Here is an 18,117-nt window from a genome sequence, read left to right as displayed (position 1 = left end):
ATGGCAAAAGGTAAATTGATTATTATATCAGCTCCATCAGGCACTGGCAAGAGTACGATTATCTCGTGGCTGATGAGAGAGCACAAGGAACTGAATCTGGCCTACTCTATCTCGTGCACATCGCGAGCTCCTCGCGGCACTGAGAAGAATGGCGTTGACTATTTCTTCCTGACACCAGAAGAGTTCCGTCAGCGTATTGAAAACGACGAGTTCCTGGAATACGAAGAAGTATATACCGACCGCTTTTACGGCACGCTGAAATCGCAGGTTGAGAACCAGTTGGAAGCTGGACAGAACGTGGTGTTCGACGTTGACGTGAAAGGTGGTGTAAACATCAAGAAATTCTATGGCGACAAGGCTCTGAGCCTGTTTATCCAGCCCCCATCGATTGGCGAACTGCGCAAGCGACTTGTGGGGCGTGCTACTGATGCACCAGAAGTCATCGACCAGCGTATTGCCCGTGCTGAGTTCGAACTCTCGTTTGCTGATAAGTTCGACAAGGTTGTCATCAACGATATGTTGGACTATGCCGAAGCTGATGCCTTGAAAGTCATCAAAGATTTTTTGGAAATAGAATGATACGAACTGGGATCTTTGGCGGATCGTTCAATCCCATCCACAATGGACACATTTCGTTAGCTCGACAACTACGTGAGAAAGCCGGGCTCGACGAAGTGTGGCTGATGGTTTCGCCACAGAATCCCCTGAAAGCCTCAACCGATCTGCTCGACGATGCACTCAGGCTGAAGATGGCCCAACTGGCCGTTACTGGCGAAAAGGGCATCGTAGCTAGCGACTACGAGATGCATCTGCCTAAACCATCGTACACCTGGAACACGCTACAAGCCCTGAAGCAGGATTATCCTGACCGCGAGTTTGTGCTAATGATTGGTGGCGACAACTGGCAGCTGTTCAATAAATGGTATCGTGCTGATGATATCCGCAACGAGTTTCAGATTATTGTCTATCCCCGTCGCGGTAGCGAAGGCGGTATCGACGGACTGGAACTCATTGATATTTCGAGCACAGATATCCGTCAGTGCATCAAAGACGGGAAAAGCATCGAGTCACTGGTGCCAAAGGCTGTAGCAGACTTTATTACCAAACACAGACTGTATGTTTAAACATCTCAAGATAAATCCACTTGAGTGGCTGGGCTATCTGTTTGCACCCATCCAGAAGAATGGCGCATTCTTCGTTTTTATGTTCGCATTAGGGTGGATTTGTACACAACTGGAAATAACCCTACACTTGATAGGTGCCAAGCCCTATGAGCTCTCGGCACCAGAACTGTTTCTGGATATCTACGTTGTCTCCGTGGTTCTGACACTCATCCCTCACAAGGTGCGCTATTGGGTCAGAGCCCTACTCTACGTAGCACTCTACAGCATCGCGCTGGTAGATATGTTCTGCTACGTGAAGTTCGAATCGACTTTGACGCCAACTATGCTGATGCTCTTTAACGAAACCACCAAACAGGAATCGGAAGAGTTTCTTGCCTCATATCTCAATGGAGAGGTCATCACATCGTATGTGGGCTGGATTCTGCTGCTGATACTGGTTCATATTGTGTGGATCTTCCTGCGCAAGCAGTTGGTCAAGCTGAGCAACAGAATGATTCTGCCTGAGGTCAACGACCTGGTTCCGATGGTTTGCAAAGCTATATTGGGGTGCTTTACCGCAGGACTCCTCATCGATTGTTACAACCAGTGCTGGGATAACAAGGTAGCGATGAAGCGACTCTTCTCGTACAACACCGTAGGACAGGTGGAGCACGAGTTGACACGCAAAGACAGAGCTGAGCTCTATATCCCCGTCTACAGACTGATATTCAGCATTTATGCCAATCATCTGGCCGATCATCAACTTGTACAGCTTGAAGCAGCCAGCGAGAAGGTACAGATAGATAGCTGTAGCTATCGTGTACCCAACATCGTGCTGGTGATTGGCGAGAGCTACAATAAACACCATTCACAGCTATATGGCTACAACATGCCTACTACGCCCCATCAGGTGGCAATGGCCCAAGAAGGCAGTCTGGTACCTTTTACGGATGTGGTGGCACCTTGGAACCTGACGAGTTTCGTGTTTAAAAACATACTCTCACTACAAGCCGTTGGCGATAGTGCTGAATGGTGCGACTATCCGCTCTTCCCTGAGGTATTCCGCCAAGCGGGCTATCACGTGACGTTTATCACCAACCAATTCCAGTCGAAGGCCGATGAAGCAGTCTATGACTTCAGCGGCGGGTTCTTCCTGAACAATCCCGAACTCAGCAACAAGCTGTTTGACACTCGCAACACCCGTCTGTATCCCTATGATGAAGGGGTACTGCAGGAGTACGACCGTCTGCAGAAAGAGAATAAGGAGCACAACTTGGTGATTCTGCACCTGATGGGATCGCACCTGATGTACAAGGCACGCTATCCACAGAAGACACACAAGTTCCTGAAAGACTCAATGTACAATCGTCCAGAACTGACCAAGAAACAGCGTATGATTCTGGCCGATTACGACAATTCGATACGTTATAACGACTCCATCGTATGGGCCGTTACCCAGCGTTTTATGGATAAGGATGCTGTCGTTATCTTCATGCCTGATCATGCAGAGGAGATCTTCGATGGTCAGCCTTACGTCTATGGTCGCATGCATGGTGCTACCATCGACTACCGTTTGGCACGCAATGAGATGGAGATTCCGTTCTGGATCTGGGGTTCGCCCAAGTATCAGGAGAATCACCCCTACGGTTGGCAAGCAATACAGGCAGCTAAGAACCGTCCCATGATGACCGATGTGCTATCACACCTGCTGTTATATTTTGGTGGCATCTCTTCACCACTCTATCGTTCTGAGTACAATGTGGTCAGCCCAGAATACAATACCAAGCGGCCACGTATCCTGAAAGGTGAGACAGACTATAACCAGTTGAAGAAGAAATGAAAGAGCTGTTAACAAGAAACGAGTGTTCGGCCATGCGTGGTATTGCCATTCTGGCTATCATGCTACACAACTACTGCCACTGGCTCAGGGGCATTGTGAGAGAGAACGAATATACCTGGCAACTATCCAAGGCAGACCAGCTATGGCAGTATATACTGAATCCTGACGAGCAACTGCCCTTGCATCTCGTATCGTTCTTCGGCCACTATGGCGTACCCGTTTTCCTGTTTCTGAGCGGTTTTGGACTGGTCAAGAAGTACGAGCAAGGCAAACTGCCAGAGGTGGGACTATGGCGATTTGTGCGTTACAACTATCTGAAGCTGTTCCGTATCTTCATCGTGGGTTTTGTCATCTTCACCATGCTCGATGCCTTCACCCCTGGTATGCACCGCTATACTTGGACTGCGGTGGTGGCGATTTTGGGCATGTTTGCCAATCTGCTCGAAGATCCCTCGCATGTAGTTTGGCCTGGTCCTTTCTGGTATTTCAGCATCACCTTGCAGCTTTATATCTTCTATCGACTGATATGCTATCGCTGGCGCCATTGGGGGGTAGTTATAGGTATGATAGCCCTATGCTGGCTGTGGCAACTTTCCTGCCAGGACGACGCTGTTTTGCTGGAGCGATTGCGTTATAATCTGATTGGCGGCATGCTGCCTTTCGGGATGGGCATACTTATGGCACGATTTATTCCCACGTTGGGAACAAAAAATTCTTCGACAAGCGAAGCGGCAAAGCCGAGCGCCCACGTTGGGAACAAAACATTCCCACGTTGGGAACAAATTCTCGCCTTATTACTCGCTGTTGTACTCATCGTTGTTTTGAGTTTCAGTTTCCAAGGATGGCTGTGGGTTCCCGCGCTGATTGTTGTTGGAACTATTGCGCTGGTAAAACTGATGCCAGAATGGATGCTGAAGTATAGCGTCTGGCTGGGCAGTATTTCTGCCGCCATCTTTGTGACCCATCCGCTGGTTAGAAAGATATTTGTACGTCCCTATCTCTATGACGATCTGTATGCAGGCTTGCTGCTTTACATAGTAGCTACGCTGTTCCTCTCATGGTTAATGAAGAAGGTAATAGACCAACTGCCAAGTCCCAAACTGTGAAAATCAAGGATATCGAACTGGCCAACATTAGCCGTTATCGCGCTGAACTGATGGGCGCAGCCATGCTGTTCATCATCCTGTTCCACGTGCCGCTGGCTCGTAGCAACGAGTTCTTCGGCCTGAGGCGATGTGGCAATGTGGGAGTAGATATGTTCCTGTTTCTGAGTGGTATCGGCCTTTGGTTCTCGTGGGTCAAGAATCCTGCTGTTTGGCAGTTCTACAAGCGTAGATTGCTGCGTATTTATCCAGCCTGGCTGGTAATGGCATCGCTCTTTTATCTGCCACGATTCGACTGGACAAACGGCAATTATATCGACCTGATAGGCGATATCACCATCAACTGGGACTTCTGGTTGTACGACGAGCTCACCTTCTGGTATATCCCAGCCATTATGATGCTCTATCTCTGGGCACCACCCTATATGCGATTGATTCAGCGCCATCCCGTTTACCGATGGATGCCTGTGCTCATGATTCTCTGGTGTATCTGGGTGCAATGGATAGCGCCTTTGCATCAGGCTGTAGGGCATATCGAAATATTCTGGAGTCGTGTGCCCATCTTCTTTATCGGCATCAACTGCGGCGAACTGGTACGACAGCAAACCAAGATTGATGGTACAGGCATCTGGATGATACTCACTATCTTCCTGGCCACCTTCAGTTCGTGTGTATATCTGGAGCAGATTTCGCACGGACGATTCCCCTTATTCGTAGAGCGCATGATATACATTCCGTTTACCATCACGCTGATTATGATGCTGAACCGTGTGTTCCGTCGCACGCCACGATGGTTCAATAGCTTCTGCGCCTTTTTTGGCGCCCTCAGTCTGGAGGCCTATCTGATACACAACCACTTCGTGATGGCGTATATCATCCCCTATCACTTGGGCTATTGGCTAACAGCCTTGCTCACCATTGTAATTACCATTCCTTTGGCATGGTTACTGCAAAAGATACTAAAACTCATTGTTAGAGTATGAAGAAGATTTACGCTTTCGATTTCGACGGAACGCTGACAACCAAGGATACGTTGATAGAGTTTATCCGTTTTGCCAAGGGCACAATAGCCTTTGGATGGGGGTTTGTACGATATGCCCATCTGTTGGTACTGATGAAAATGGGATTCTATCCTAACTGGAAAGCCAAGCAAAAGGTGTTTACTCACTTCTTTAAGGGTATGAAGCTTGAGGATTTTAATGCCCTCTGTCAGGCCTTTTCAGCCTCATCCAAACATCTATTGCGCCCAGCTGGCATCAAGGCCATACAACAAGCTCAGGACGAAGGCTCGGAGGTGCTGATAGTAAGTGCTTCAATCGATAACTGGGTGCAGCCTTTCTTTTCTGACGTGAAGGTGCTGGGCACGCAAATCGAGGTAATGGATGGCAAACTGACTGGCCGTTTCCTGACCAAGAACTGTTATGGACAAGAAAAGGTAAACCGCATACTGTCACTATATCCTAATCGCCAGAATTACCACCTCACAGCCTATGGCGACAGCCGAGGCGACAAAGAACTATTGGATTTTGCGGATGAACCGTATTTTAAACCATTCCGTTAATTATGACACCACTCAAGATATTCAAGATTAAACCTGAAGAACGTTTTCAGTCCTCCATCGCACTCATGGTGATTATCGCCCTGAATGCACTGTTTATCTATCGTATGCACGACCTGTTCATGCAACCCGGCTTTGGCCCATACTGGAAAGTATTCGAACGCGAGTTGCATCTTTCCGGCTACGATCCACTCACCTATCTGGGGATTACCGATTGGGATGTGGTCTATCAGGTGTTTCGGCATCCTTTACTCTCATTTATGATCTGGCCCTTATGGCTAATCAATGAGGGGTTGACATGGTTGTTAGGCGTGAACTGCGTGCAGTATCTGGTAGCTGCATTGCTGATATGCTGCTCGTACTACTCGTATATCTTCCTCTATCGTATTCATCGCGAAGTACTGGAATTGAGTCAGAAAGACGCTACCCTGCTGACAGCCTATCACTTCTCGTTTGCCTACATTCTGCTGTCAGTCATCGTACCCGATCACTTCACGATATCGATGTTCTTGCTGCTCATCACGCTGTATATCTCTGGCATCTGTATCAAGAAAGGCAGGGAGTTCAAGTGGTGGCAATCAGCCTTACTGTTCTACATCACAGCAGGTGTTACGCTGAGTAATGGTGTCAAGGTGTTCCTATCAGGCTTCTTTGTAAATCTGCGACGATTCTTCCGTCCTAAATACCTGCTTTTAGCAGTCATCCTGCCAGCAGCTTTGCTTTGGGGAACAGCCAATTGGGAGTATCGCACCTATGTGCTGCCCAAGGAAAAAGCACGCGCAGAACGCAAATTGCAAAAGGCTGAAGCCGAAAAAGCCCATGTTGCCCAGATGACATCCCAGGAGAAAGAGCTATACGAAGCGAGGAAAGCCCGTCGCGCAAAGGTATTACAACACCAAGCCGCCAAAACAGGCAAACCCATGGAGAACTATGGTTTTCTGAAGTGGACAGATATCACAACCTCGCGTTGGCAATCGACTTATGAGAACCTATTTGGCGAGTCGTTACAGTTTCATCAGGACTATCTGTTGGAAGATACGCTGGTACATCGTCCTGTGTTTGTACAATACAGATGGACGCTCAGTTATGTTATCGAGGCATTGATACTCACTTTAGCCGTAGTAGGCATTTGGTTAGGTAGGAAGAGCCGTTTCCTATGGCTCTGTCTCTCGTGCTTCGCTTTCGATATGTTTATCCATATCATCTTAGGCTTTGGTATCAATGAGGTGTTTATCATGACACCACACTACATGTTCGTATTACCCATAGCCACAGCTTTCCTATTCAGGAAGTTGCAAACACGCTGGCTCCGCATCGCAGTAACAATACTGATGCTATACCTCTTTATATATAATGGCTATTTGTTAACAGACTTTCTGCTGTCGCCCATCAGAGCCATCCTCTGATGGTTAGCTGAACTTCTCCTGACCAGTTAGGATACGTAGACGACGAGCTATCGACTTGAAGATGAACTTGAAGTTGCCATAACGCAGATTGAGCCCAAGTTCTTCCATCGAGCGACCAATCTTTACCCAAGGACATCCCCATCCGTTGGCCTTATAGAAACGTTTCCAATAACCAGCCTCCTCGATAACATAACGCGGATGTTTCAATGGAAACGCCAGTTCATAGCGCTTCATCGTAAAGAGCTGTTTCAAGCGTCGAGGTAACGTCTTGAACTCAGAATAATGGGCCGAATCAGCAGAAGCACCAATATTATTAATCATGTTTTTAGAAGGCAAGATGGCCAAGCCTGAGTTAAACAACATAGTTGACCAGAATATACTCTCGAACTGTGGGAAACCACTATCGCGATGATCCTGACACATCTTGATGAAACTCTGACGATAGCCACGCTGACGAATCAAAGCATCCAACTGATGCATGCTGAACGCATCGTCGAGGAAAGAATAAGTATTATCCCACTTATCGACCACTCTGCGCCACGAAGCCCACCCCCAGATGCTGAAAGCAGAAGTGAAGAAATAGTCGTAAGGCATATTGGGCGTTTCTTCATCAACATTAAATCCTGCAATCATCGTAATACGCTCATCGTTCTCATAACGGTCGAGCATCTCCTTACAGAATGGGAAAAACGACTGCGAAGGCACCACATCATCCTCGAGCACCATACACTTATCAGCCAACGAGAAAGCCCACTTATGAGACGTATAGCCTGCCACCATACAACCCAGATTCTGGGTCTGATAATTGCGATGTACCTCACACTCCCAGTCTATATTCTCATCGCTACATATTCTTCGACAAGCCTCAATACCTGCCATATCTTTTTCGCCACGAGGGCCGTCCTGAAAAAGAAACAGTCTCGACGGACGTGCCTGACGAACTTCATCAAACACCTTCTGAAAAGTATCGTTACGTGTAAAGAACAGTAACAAAACGGCAATATCTGTTTTCGAAGAATACTTTTTATCCATATCCATATCTTGCTAAAAGTGGTGCAAATGTAGCAAATTTCCACAATAATACCAAGTATCATCAGATATTTTTGTATCTTTGCAGCGTGAAAGTTTCATTACTAGTCCCTGTCTACGGCGTTGAGAAGTATATCGAACAGTGTGCTGTATCGCTCTTCGAACAAACCTACGAGGATATCGAGTATATCTTCGTAGATGATTGTACGCCTGATAACAGCATACTGAAACTGCAATCCGTACTCGACAGATATCCCAACAGAGCGCCACAAGTCAAGATCATCAGGCATGACCACAATAGAGGCTTAGGCGCAGCCAGAAAAACTGCTTTGGCATCATGTACAGGCGATTTCGTTCTGAATGTGGACAGCGATGACTTCCTGTCAATTAACGCTGTGGAACTGTTGGTGGCACAACAAGTCTTACAAGAAGCTGATATTGTTACTGGCTGTATCCGTATCTATAGAGGTGAAGAGCTGTCAGAAACCTTACAGGTTCCTCATGAAGACAAGAAAGTCATCCTCAAACTCCTCCTGATTCACAATACCATACCTCATAATCTTTGCGGACGATTGATCAGAAAGACCTTGTTTACTGACAATGGTATCAGCCCTGAAGAGGGTGTGAATCAGGCAGAAGACTATGCAGTAACCCCCCGTCTGTTCTTCTGCGCCAAGAAGTTGGCGTTTGTCGACACCCCCATCTATCACTATCAGGTGTTTATCACTGGTAGTTTCTCTGATCAGATTTCACCCCGTCATGTCGAATCGTTTCTACGGGCCAACGACTTAGTATTCTCATTCTTGAAACAACACGATGTACAACAGGATTATCAATTTGCCTTATCCTTAGGTATGTTGGAAACCTATTATCTGGTATTGAAATCAGGCTTTAGTAGCCAGGATATTCTCCAGACTTGTCATTATAAACCTCACGGGCTATTTAAGATGATTCATCTCTTGTTGGCTCACAAAAGTACCATCAAACTTTTCCGCTTTGTTTATCTCACCATAAAGTGGAGTTATAAAAAGCACCTTCATTTTGCAGGCTGACGCTTGAAGATGAAGTTGATACACTCCTCGAACACTTTAGCCCCAGTCAATCGCATAATCAGGACATAAAGCAAGCCAGCCAACAGAATCCTTGTGAACAGTAGTAGGATATGATTGGTTATACTTGACGTCAGATAATAGGTAGCCGCCATCACAGCCAATGAAATAACCATAAATGGTATTGTATCCTTCAAAGCATCGAAAAACTTGATGCCAATCAGCTTTTGGGCTATCATCTGCCATACTAATAACCACAATACAGTAAAAGCAGAATAGACACTAATCAGTACCATGATACCTTGCTGATAAAGCGTAGCAATCATAGCCAGCTGAATCAGTATCTGGCAGATGTTACACCACATATAGATATTGGATTTACCAGCAGTTATCGTCAGGTTCTGATACAAACTATAGAAAGGCAGGAAAGCGCCTGACAGACAAAGAATCTGCAACATAGGAATACTATCCAGCCATTGTGCACCAATCGTCAGCAGAATAAACTCACGTGATACTAATGCCAAACCAAACATCGCAGGAAAAGACAAAAAGGCTGTAAAACGTAACAGTTTTCTGAACACCCTTACCTCCCTATCCTGCTCATCATTAATCGATACCAATACAGGTTGAGCCACTTGACCTATCGTACCAGAGATGGTTGAACTTGCCATTGTATTCCACTTATTAGCCTGAGAATAATTACCTACAGCCTTGATGGGAAACAGTCCTCCAAAAATAAAAGTCAGATAATGCTGATTTAGCGTATTGATGATGTTCGTTATCATCAGTTTCACGCAGAAACCATACATCTCCTTTACAGGGGTGAAATCAACCCTCAGAGAGGGCATCCATCTGACATAATAATAGCGCCCGATATTGGTCAATGTGATATAGAGCAGTTGCTGGCACACAAGGCTCCAATAAGAAAAACCATGCAAAGCCAGCATAATACCTGTAAATCCAGAGAGACATAAAGCAATGAAATTGATGATTGCCAACTCGCGATTCATCATATTCTTCAACATATATGCATTGGAAGTGATGCCTAAAGCTGAGATTGGCAGACAAAGAAAGACTACTCTCGATACCTCAACCAGACAAGGCTGATGAAAATGTGAAGCAATTAAAGGAGCGCTGACAAAAAGAATGGCATACAGCACCATACTGACACTGATATTAAACCAGAAAACAGCATTATAATCCTTCTCAGTAGGCTTTTTCAGATTGATTAGTCCCTGAGTAAAGCCACTGGCTTGAATAGCTCCTGCAACTGCTGTGAATATTGTCAGTACACCAACAATACCATATTCTGCAGGTGTCAACAAACGACCTAAGAATATACCTATGACCGCATTGAGTATCTGGGTTGTGCCATTGTTCAGCATTCCCCAAAAAAGTCCCTTGGCTGTTTTTTCCTTCAAATTGTCCATATCTGCGTGCAAAAATACTACTTTTTGTTTGATGTTCCAAACAAATTAATTAATTTTGCACACTGAACAAAAAATAGTAGTGATGCAAGAATTATCAGCAGCAGAGTTAACAGTGTGGAAAGGCATTATAACAGATGTACTCAGAGAGTTCCAGGACATCTGTGCTCGACATCAGCTTACCTATTATGCTATTGGTGGAACAGCCATTGGAGCTGTACGTCATCATGGCATCATACCTTGGGATGACGATATCGATGTAGGTATGCCACGACCAGACTTTGAACGTTTCATAGAGATTTGTCGCACTTCTGACTTGGGCCATTACGAACTGGTTTCAAACGAAACTCATCCTGATTATTACCTGCCCTTCCCAAAATTCTGCAACAGCAACACAACCCTCGTTGAGCGTGCAGATATCCCTTGCGCTATTGGTTTGTTCATTGACGTCTTTCCTCTTGATAGCACCAGCGACGATCCTGCTGAGGTAGAAGCGCTTGTACACCGCTATAAGAAGTTACAGAACCGTTACGAGGCTATCAGTTCTCGTAGTACCTTCTCACAGCACCTGATGCTATTAACACAACCACATGAGTGGGGACGCTTTTTAAATAAGACACTGGGCTATTTCTTTCGCAAGCCGATGAAACGCTATCTGCTACGAAAAATGAGGGCTCTATGCCTGAAGTATCCATATGGCTCTACCAAGCATCTCATTAACTATGGCGGGGCTTATGGTACACGCGAGCTGTTCAGCAGTCATATTGTAGAGGGAAAACCCATCAATATGCCGTTCGATAGTATTACCATCGACCTGATGCCTGGGTATGACGACTATTTAAAAGGCATATACGGCAACTATATGCAGATGCCTCCTGAGGAGAAACGTGTTGCCCACCACCTCAAAGCTTTCTACAACCTAAACAAGCGAGTTGACAACCCGTTCGTTTAAGATTTAAGAATCGTTATGGTACGACTGATGGCATCCTGAATGTCGTAGTAGGGTATAAAACCTATCCCCTTGATACGCTCATTAGCTAAGATAGACCTTGTTGCTACAGAATAGCCTCTGGATTCTGTCTCTGAAGGCAAATCGAATACCACCTTCTTTCCACAACATGCCGCACAGGTCTGTGCAAAGTCTTTAAGACGAATATTGGTCTTCTCGCTACTCACGTTGTATGCAACTGTATTTTCGCCTTTAAGCAATACTGTCAACAATCCTATGACAGCATCAGCCACATAGGTATAGGAGAAGAACTGATTTCCTTCTGATTTCAATACGATATCCTCACCAATAATAGCCTTGCGGATAAACTGCGAAGAAGCCTTGCTATCATCCATCAGCATAGTCGGACCAAAGATTCTGCACAAACGGGCAATCTTCACTTTAACGCCCTTCTCTGCAGCATACGACTGACATAAGGCCTCACTTGAACGTTTTGACTCATTATAGCAGGCACGCGCATTGCTGAGATTCAGAGAACCATTGCTGTCTTCTACAAAAGACTGATCATCAATGGCATTGCCATAAACTTCGTTTGTAGAAGTATAAATGACTGTTGCACCTGTCTTTTCTGCCAGATTCAAGGCATGCTCGGCACCCTTAAGATTAATCATCATCGTCTCAATAGGATATTGAGAATAAGCCAACGGATGGGTGTTGCTGGCCATCGGAATGATATAATCGGGTGTGATATCATTGGGGAAAGGCTGACAAACATCCTGTTCAAGGAAACTGAAGTGCTTGTTGTCGAAATGCATGCCAAGTCTTGCAGAAGCTTTCTCACGACTACGTCCCACAGCAATAACATTCACATCGCCCTTAGCCATCAGCACATCAATCAGCATGGTACCAACCATACCTGTAGCTCCTGTAATGAGAAAGGTTTTTCCTGACAAGCTCTCCATACCGTCTATGGAAAGAACCCTGGCTAAATCTTCCTGATATAATGGATGTTGTTTATTCATTTCAACCAACTGTCTTTTTCCTTGGTCAGATAACCCTTGAATATTTCAAGATCGTCCTTTGTCGTGAGTTTGATGTTCTTATCAGAACCTTTGGCAAAATGCAAACGCACACCAAGCTCTACCATCATGGTGTTAGCATAATGTGAACCATAGATACCTATGCCTTTTTCGAATGCTTCATGATATTTCTCGTTAAGCAGACTAAAGGTGTAGGCTTGTGGTGTAGATACTCTACGCAGCGTTTCTCGCGGAATAAACTGTGTGGTAGTTTCTGCATCATCGGCACTGACCACAAATATCTGTTCATTATAAGGTAACGATGTGACGGCATTGCCATACTGATGAGCCACTTCTATGACATCAGTCAATACACTATCATCTATCACCGGACGAATACCGTCATGAATGATGACGGTATCGTCGGGCGACAAATGTCCTTCTAAATTGAAAACACCATTTCGGATAGACTCCTGTGCAGAATTTCCACCTTTGACTATCCAACGTAGTTTAGTGATATTAAACTGATTGGCATAGGCCTGTACAATACTTTCCCAGCCTTCAATACATACCACCTCGATAGCATCAATCATCGGATGGCGTTGGAATCCTTCTAATGTATAAATCAGGACAGGCTTATCATAAACATTGATAAACTGCTTAGGTATATCCTGTCCCATGCGATTACCAGAACCGCCTGCGATGATGATGGCACAATTCATATTATCCTACCTGACTACCAGGCTTTACGTCCTTTGTTGTGGTTACTACACTCAGACTCTCATCGGCATCAACGGCAGAGAGAATCATACCCTGACTCTCGATACCCATCATGGTACGTGGAGCAAAGTTGGCTACAAAGAGGATACGCTTACCTATCAATTCCTCTGGCTTCTCGTAGAAAGCAGCAATACCAGAGCAGATGGTACGATCAACGCCAGAACCATCGTCGATGGTGAACTGCAGGAGCTTCTTACTCTTCTTAACCTTCTGACAATCTTTTACTAATCCGACACGGATATCAAGCTTCTCGAACTCCTCGAAGCTAACAGTATCCTTGATAGGAGCAGCCTTATAGTTAGCAGCCTCGTTGGCTTTCTTGGTAGCCTCAAGCTTATCAAGCTGCTTCTGGATGACCTCATCCTCAATCTTCTCGAACAGCAGAGCAGGCTCGCCCAGCTGATGACCAGCCTCCAGGAGGTCGGTGCTTCCCAGCTGCTCCCACTCGAAGTTGCTAATGTTCAGCATCTCGCGGAGCTTCTTACTGCTGAATGGCAGGAATGGCTCGAAGGCGATAGCGAGGTTAGCTGTGAGCTGCAAACAGATATTCAGGATAGTCTCACAACGCTTGGGGTCAGTCTTCCAAACCTTCCAAGGCTCGCACTCTGTGATATAGCGGTTACCGATACGAGCCAGGTTCATAGCCTCAAACTGGGCATCGCGGAATTTGAACTGCTCCAGCAGAGCCTCAACCTTAGCCTTTACATCCTTGAACTCCTCAAGGGTCTGCTTATCTACATCCTGCAACTCGCCACAAGCAGGAACTACACCGTTCCAGTACTTCTTAGTGAGCTGGAGGGCACGATTTACGAAGTTACCGTAAACAGCAACCAACTCATTGTTATTGCGATCCTGGAAATCCTTCCAAGTAAAGTTATTATCCTTTGTCTCAGGCGCATTGGCTGTCAGTACATAGCGCAATACATCCTGCTTGCCAGGCATATCAACCAGATACTCGTGGAGCCATACAGCCCAGTTACGAGAGGTTGAAATCTTATCGTTCTCAAGGTTCAGGAACTCGTTGGCTGGTACGTTATCAGGCATGATATACTTGCCGTGAGCCTTCATCATCACAGGGAAGATGATGCAGTGGAACACGATATTATCCTTACCGATGAAGTGAACCAGACGAGTATCCTCATCCTGCCACCACTTCTCCCAGTTGCCCCACTTCTCGGGCTCCTTCTCACAAAGCTCCTTGGTGTTTGATACATAGCCGATAGGCGCATCGAACCATACATAGAGTACTTTACCCTCAGCATCCTTTACAGGTACGGGGATACCCCAATCCAAGTCGCGAGTCATAGCACGTGGCTGCAGATCCATATCCAACCAGCTCTTACACTGTCCATATACGTTGGGGCGCCACTCTTTGTGCTCCTCCAGGATCCACTGCTTCAACCAATCCTGATACTCGTTCAAAGGCAGATACCAGTTCTTGGTCTTCTTCAGTACAGGAGTAGAGCCTGAGATAGTTGACTTTGGATTAATCAGCTCTGTTGGCGAAAGGTCGCGTCCGCACTTCTCACACTGGTCGCCATAGGCACCTTCGTTGTGGCAGTGTGGGCACTCACCAGTTACATAGCGGTCGGCCAGGAACTGCTTAGCCTCCTCGTCGTACAGCTGCTCAGTTGTCTCCTCAGTCAGCTTACCCTCGTCGTAGAGTTTCTTAAACCACTCTGCAGCAAACTTATGGTGAGTCTCGCTGGTAGTACGGCTATAGATATCGAATGAGATACCAAACTCCTCGAACGAATCCTTAATCATCTTATGATAGCGGTCAACTACATCCTGAGGAGTGATACCCTCTTTACGGGCACGAACGGTAATGGGCACACCATGCTCATCACTTCCGCCGATGAACAATACCTCGCGCTTCTTCAAGCGAAGATAACGCACATAGATATCAGCAGGTACATACACACCAGCCAGGTGTCCGATATGTACGCCGCCATTAGCGTATGGTAGCGCCGACGTTACGGTCGTACGCTTGTAAGTCTTGTTTTCCATTTCCTTAAATACGTATTTATTATTTTGGCTGCAAAATTACGAAAAATCCCACAGAAAACAAAACTTCTGTGGGATTTCTTTGTTATTATTACCTAAAGAGTATCAGAAATATACGCCAAACGATACAGGGTGGAAATTGATACCATCACCATAAGTTGAATTCAGGATGCTCATTGGCGAGTATTTGGCATAGATGCTCACCCAGTTATGGATACTTACCTCGCCCATGATATCAACTGTGATAGGGCGCTGATGAATCTGCTTATACACATCCTTATGCTTATTACCATCAGCATCGCGATATTTGTTCTTAATGCTGGCATAGGTATTGAAATTGATGACAGGACCTAAGCCGAAAGTCATTTTCTTGGTACGATACTTCCACATTACAGGAATCTGCAGACTGAACACCTTTATACGTGAGAAATCGGGCTCATATCCTACAGGATAATTCTGCTCTGACAGCATGCCATCATTGGCTTTATAAAAATACTGACGACCATCGATACGGAAATTACGCCAATCAACACCAAAGCCTATTGAAAAACCGTTATGCTGTCCGTACTTATATTTCTCCCATTCCATGATGGTCCACATAATCTCCCATGAACTACCTATCGACTGCGAGCTATTGTATTTTGCATTAGCACCATAGGTAAGACCAACAGCCAGACGCATACTGGCATTATTTGATTTCAACGGATAACCTGTACCTCTGCTATGTTTCTTTACAAAATCAAAGTTCCAGGTATCTTTATTGATACTTGTCTCACTCACATAGTTAGAGTCAACCAACAGAATTTTACTTTCGTAAGTGTACTTATCATCATTCTCACGTCCATAAACCTTCACTTTCTGGATGGAATCGCCAGTAATGATGCGCACCTTCTGAGGTTTCAGGATAGTCAGCGTGTCGTTATCGGTAACTGTGGTTGCATTAACTGTGGCTGATATAGCCATAAGTAATAGAATAAATAGCTTTTTCATATCGTTATACCTTTATTTAATTAATTCTCGTAATGTATCCAGCGAATTGAGCGCACCTTCCATATAGATAACCGTAACTTCATCGTTACTACGCTTGTAGCACAGAAAACGGTTGTGGTTACCCTCTTTGGATAGCTGTAGCATCAGGGTTTCTTTTGAACGGCTCTTGGTACTGGAGTAGTTCTCTGAATAAATATTGTTAGGATGCTTTTTCTTATCGAGTTCTATCAGATCGTGCACACGAGTTATCTCCTGTTTGTTGTTGGCCTGAAAGCGCACACTGCGGAATAAGGTAAGCTGATACTTGGAGAGCATCCTACCTTTTACTCGTGTTTCAACCATTCGCTGCTGAGGGATAATCTTCCCAGCAAAGAGAGGTTCTATATTCAGCCCACTCTGTGCCTTGGCTGTAAGCAGCATCCAAAAACACGCCATGAAAATCATCAGTACTCGTTTCATATCTCTACTAATTGCTAAATAAATCGTTCAACTGTTGTTCTATCTCATTCTGAGTATTATCCTCAGTCATCTCCCCCATCGTTCGCTTCATCTCAGCCATCACTGTCTGCTGATCGGTATATTTCTTACCATATACATAAGCCACACACTCATCGCTGCTTTCAACTTTCAGCAGATGAACAGTCATCATCGATATGCCTATCAGCAACGATGCAGCAGCGAATATAGCTATCAAACGTTGACGAACTACTGATCTGGCACGACTTAGTGTTTTTCGGACAGCTACTTCAGAAGAACCAAGCACGATGGCAATCTCCTTGGTTTTCATACCCTGAAGATGATGCATACGAAGAATTGTTCTCTGTGTTGAAGGCAATGTATCAATAACCTTCAACAACTGATCTATCTGCTCACCATCATCACTGAAATCTTCTTCACAGGTTATTTGTGAAATATTGACTACAGGTTGCTTTTTACGCAGATAATCGACACAGAGGTTACGAGTAACCATGTTAGCAAAACCAGTTATAGGCGATACCAACTGTTCACGCATCAGCCAGAGTTTTATCATCGTATCCTGTACGATGTCCTCAGCTTCATCAGTGTTGCCCAGATATCTCTGAGCTATACTGATCAGTTGAAGCCTCAGCCCTTCTGCCTGTTGTTGGAACTCCTCTGCTGTCATTCTTTTTTTATTTGTTGCTTTTTACCTTATATACGCAGAATGTTTAGAATTGTGACATCAAAGCAACAACTTTTTTTCAAAGAATGATGTTTTTAGCAAAATGCCAGATAATGATACCACCTGTCACTGATACATTCATGGAGTGTTTGGTACCAAACTGAGGTATCTCTAAACAACCATCCGAAGCATCGATGACTTCCTGATGCACACCTTTTACCTCGTTGCCTAACACTACGGCATACTTCTTATTATTAATAGGTGTGAAGTTCTGAAGCATGGTTGAACCATGAGCCTGTTCAACAGAATAAACTTCATAACCTTCAGCCTTTAATGTCTCAACTGCCTCAAGTGCCGTATCGAAATATTTCCAAGCTACACTATCCTCAGCACCAAGAGCAGTCTTATGAATCTCTGCCATTGGAGGTGTACTGGTAATACCACAAAGATAAACCGCCTCGATACGGAAAGCATCACCCGTACGGAAAACACTACCCACATTATGCATCGAGCGCACATCATCCAGCACCACAATCAGTGGTAACTTATCTGCCTGTTTAAATTCGTCAACAGACAGACGTTCCATTTCTATTGTACGTAACTTCTTCATTCTGCCTGCAAAGTTAATATTTAGAAAACAATCTACCAAATAATTGTGGAAAAACCTGTTGATAAGTGTGTGGATAACGTTACTAATAAATTGTTAATTACCCTAT

The 18,117-nt window shown here is 45.1% G+C and carries 18 protein-coding genes; 9 read left to right on the top strand and 9 right to left on the bottom strand.

Annotated features, from left to right (window positions below; all coding sequences use genetic code 11):
* Genes gmk through T495_RS0102600 form a run of 7 tightly spaced genes read left to right on the top strand, consistent with a single transcriptional unit; the run spans position 1 to position 7,010 of the window.
* Positions 1-579 carry a guanylate kinase gene (gene gmk, locus T495_RS15755; protein WP_028902649.1) on the top strand — a complete coding sequence of 193 codons (579 nt, stop codon included), beginning with the start codon at positions 1-3 and terminating at the stop codon, positions 577-579.
* The gene (nadD, locus tag T495_RS0102625) at positions 576-1,124 is read left to right on the top strand and encodes a nicotinate (nicotinamide) nucleotide adenylyltransferase (RefSeq protein ID WP_033147470.1); all 549 of its coding nucleotides are present in this window, start codon (positions 576-578) and stop codon (positions 1,122-1,124) included. The genes gmk and nadD overlap by 4 nt, the downstream gene beginning before the upstream one ends.
* Entirely contained in the window at positions 1,117-2,943 is a 1,827-nt protein-coding gene (locus T495_RS0102620; RefSeq protein ID WP_033147469.1) for a phosphoethanolamine transferase, read from the top strand. The genes nadD and T495_RS0102620 overlap by 8 nt, the downstream gene beginning before the upstream one ends.
* Positions 2,940-4,049 (top strand): acyltransferase, encoded by a 1,110-nt coding sequence (locus tag T495_RS0102615; RefSeq protein ID WP_033147468.1) that lies wholly within the window; start codon positions 2,940-2,942, stop codon positions 4,047-4,049. Before T495_RS0102620 ends, T495_RS0102615 begins: the two co-directional genes overlap by 4 nt.
* Entirely contained in the window at positions 4,046-5,029 is a 984-nt protein-coding gene (locus tag T495_RS0102610) for an acyltransferase (RefSeq protein ID WP_033147680.1), read from the top strand. Before T495_RS0102615 ends, T495_RS0102610 begins: the two co-directional genes overlap by 4 nt.
* Positions 5,026-5,607: an HAD-IB family hydrolase gene (locus T495_RS0102605; RefSeq protein ID WP_033147467.1), complete on the top strand. Its 582-nt coding sequence runs from the start codon at positions 5,026-5,028 to the stop codon at positions 5,605-5,607. The genes T495_RS0102610 and T495_RS0102605 overlap by 4 nt, the downstream gene beginning before the upstream one ends.
* Positions 5,608-5,609: 2 nt before the next feature.
* Entirely contained in the window at positions 5,610-7,010 is a 1,401-nt protein-coding gene (locus T495_RS0102600) for a DUF6080 domain-containing protein (protein ID WP_033147466.1), read from the top strand.
* 3 nt (positions 7,011-7,013) lie between these two features.
* Here T495_RS0102600 and T495_RS0102595 read toward each other — a convergent pair whose 3' ends face one another.
* Complete coding sequence (locus T495_RS0102595; protein WP_081832007.1) at positions 7,014-8,042, bottom strand: hemolysin activation protein; 1,029 nt, start codon at positions 8,040-8,042, stop codon at positions 7,014-7,016.
* 86 nt (positions 8,043-8,128) lie between these two features.
* Here T495_RS0102595 and T495_RS0102590 point away from each other — a divergent pair, with 86 nt between their 5' ends.
* Positions 8,129-9,091, top strand: coding sequence for a glycosyltransferase family 2 protein (locus tag T495_RS0102590; protein WP_051651809.1), 963 nt, complete (start codon positions 8,129-8,131; stop codon positions 9,089-9,091).
* Here the strand turns inward: T495_RS0102590 and T495_RS0102585 are convergent.
* Positions 9,076-10,518 carry a lipopolysaccharide biosynthesis protein gene (locus T495_RS0102585; RefSeq protein WP_033147464.1) on the bottom strand — a complete coding sequence of 481 codons (1,443 nt, stop codon included), beginning with the start codon at positions 10,516-10,518 and terminating at the stop codon, positions 9,076-9,078. The two genes, T495_RS0102590 and T495_RS0102585, sit on opposite strands and share 16 nt — an antisense overlap.
* 82 nt (positions 10,519-10,600) lie before the next feature.
* On the opposite strand from T495_RS0102585, the gene T495_RS0102580 reads away from it, so the two are divergent.
* Positions 10,601-11,467 carry a phosphorylcholine transferase LicD gene (locus T495_RS0102580; protein WP_033147463.1) on the top strand — a complete coding sequence of 289 codons (867 nt, stop codon included), beginning with the start codon at positions 10,601-10,603 and terminating at the stop codon, positions 11,465-11,467.
* Here the strand turns inward: T495_RS0102580 and T495_RS0102575 are convergent.
* From T495_RS0102575 to T495_RS0102545, 7 genes are all read right to left on the bottom strand, one after another.
* The gene (locus tag T495_RS0102575; RefSeq protein WP_033147462.1) at positions 11,464-12,486 is read right to left on the bottom strand and encodes an NAD-dependent epimerase/dehydratase family protein; all 1,023 of its coding nucleotides are present in this window, start codon (positions 12,484-12,486) and stop codon (positions 11,464-11,466) included. The two genes, T495_RS0102580 and T495_RS0102575, sit on opposite strands and share 4 nt — an antisense overlap.
* A complete protein-coding gene (locus T495_RS0102570; RefSeq protein WP_028902660.1) occupies positions 12,483-13,205 on the bottom strand; it encodes a 2-C-methyl-D-erythritol 4-phosphate cytidylyltransferase in 723 nt (240 codons plus the stop codon). The genes T495_RS0102575 and T495_RS0102570 overlap by 4 nt, the downstream gene beginning before the upstream one ends.
* Position 13,206: 1 nt before the next feature.
* The gene (gene metG / locus T495_RS0102565; protein WP_033147461.1) at positions 13,207-15,273 is read right to left on the bottom strand and encodes a methionine--tRNA ligase; all 2,067 of its coding nucleotides are present in this window, start codon (positions 15,271-15,273) and stop codon (positions 13,207-13,209) included.
* A 102-nt stretch (positions 15,274-15,375) separates the two neighbouring features.
* Positions 15,376-16,260, bottom strand: coding sequence for a hypothetical protein (locus T495_RS0102560; RefSeq protein ID WP_033147460.1), 885 nt, complete (start codon positions 16,258-16,260; stop codon positions 15,376-15,378).
* Between the two features lie 12 nt (positions 16,261-16,272).
* Entirely contained in the window at positions 16,273-16,719 is a 447-nt protein-coding gene (locus T495_RS0102555) for a DUF6108 family protein (protein ID WP_033147459.1), read from the bottom strand.
* Between the two features lie 7 nt (positions 16,720-16,726).
* Positions 16,727-17,404: an RNA polymerase sigma factor gene (locus T495_RS0102550; RefSeq protein WP_051651806.1), complete on the bottom strand. Its 678-nt coding sequence runs from the start codon at positions 17,402-17,404 to the stop codon at positions 16,727-16,729.
* A 76-nt stretch (positions 17,405-17,480) separates the two neighbouring features.
* Positions 17,481-18,011, bottom strand: a complete 531-nt coding sequence (locus T495_RS0102545) for an RNA methyltransferase (RefSeq protein WP_028902664.1) — start codon at positions 18,009-18,011, stop codon at positions 17,481-17,483.
* Positions 18,012-18,117 lie beyond the last annotated feature (106 nt).

Source organism: Prevotella sp. P6B1 (genome assembly GCF_000702825.1).
In the GTDB taxonomy this organism is placed as follows: Bacteria; Bacteroidota; Bacteroidia; order Bacteroidales; family Bacteroidaceae; genus Prevotella.
The sequence above is the reverse complement of the archived record's forward strand: the minus strand, read 5'-3'. Positions and strand labels throughout refer to the sequence as shown.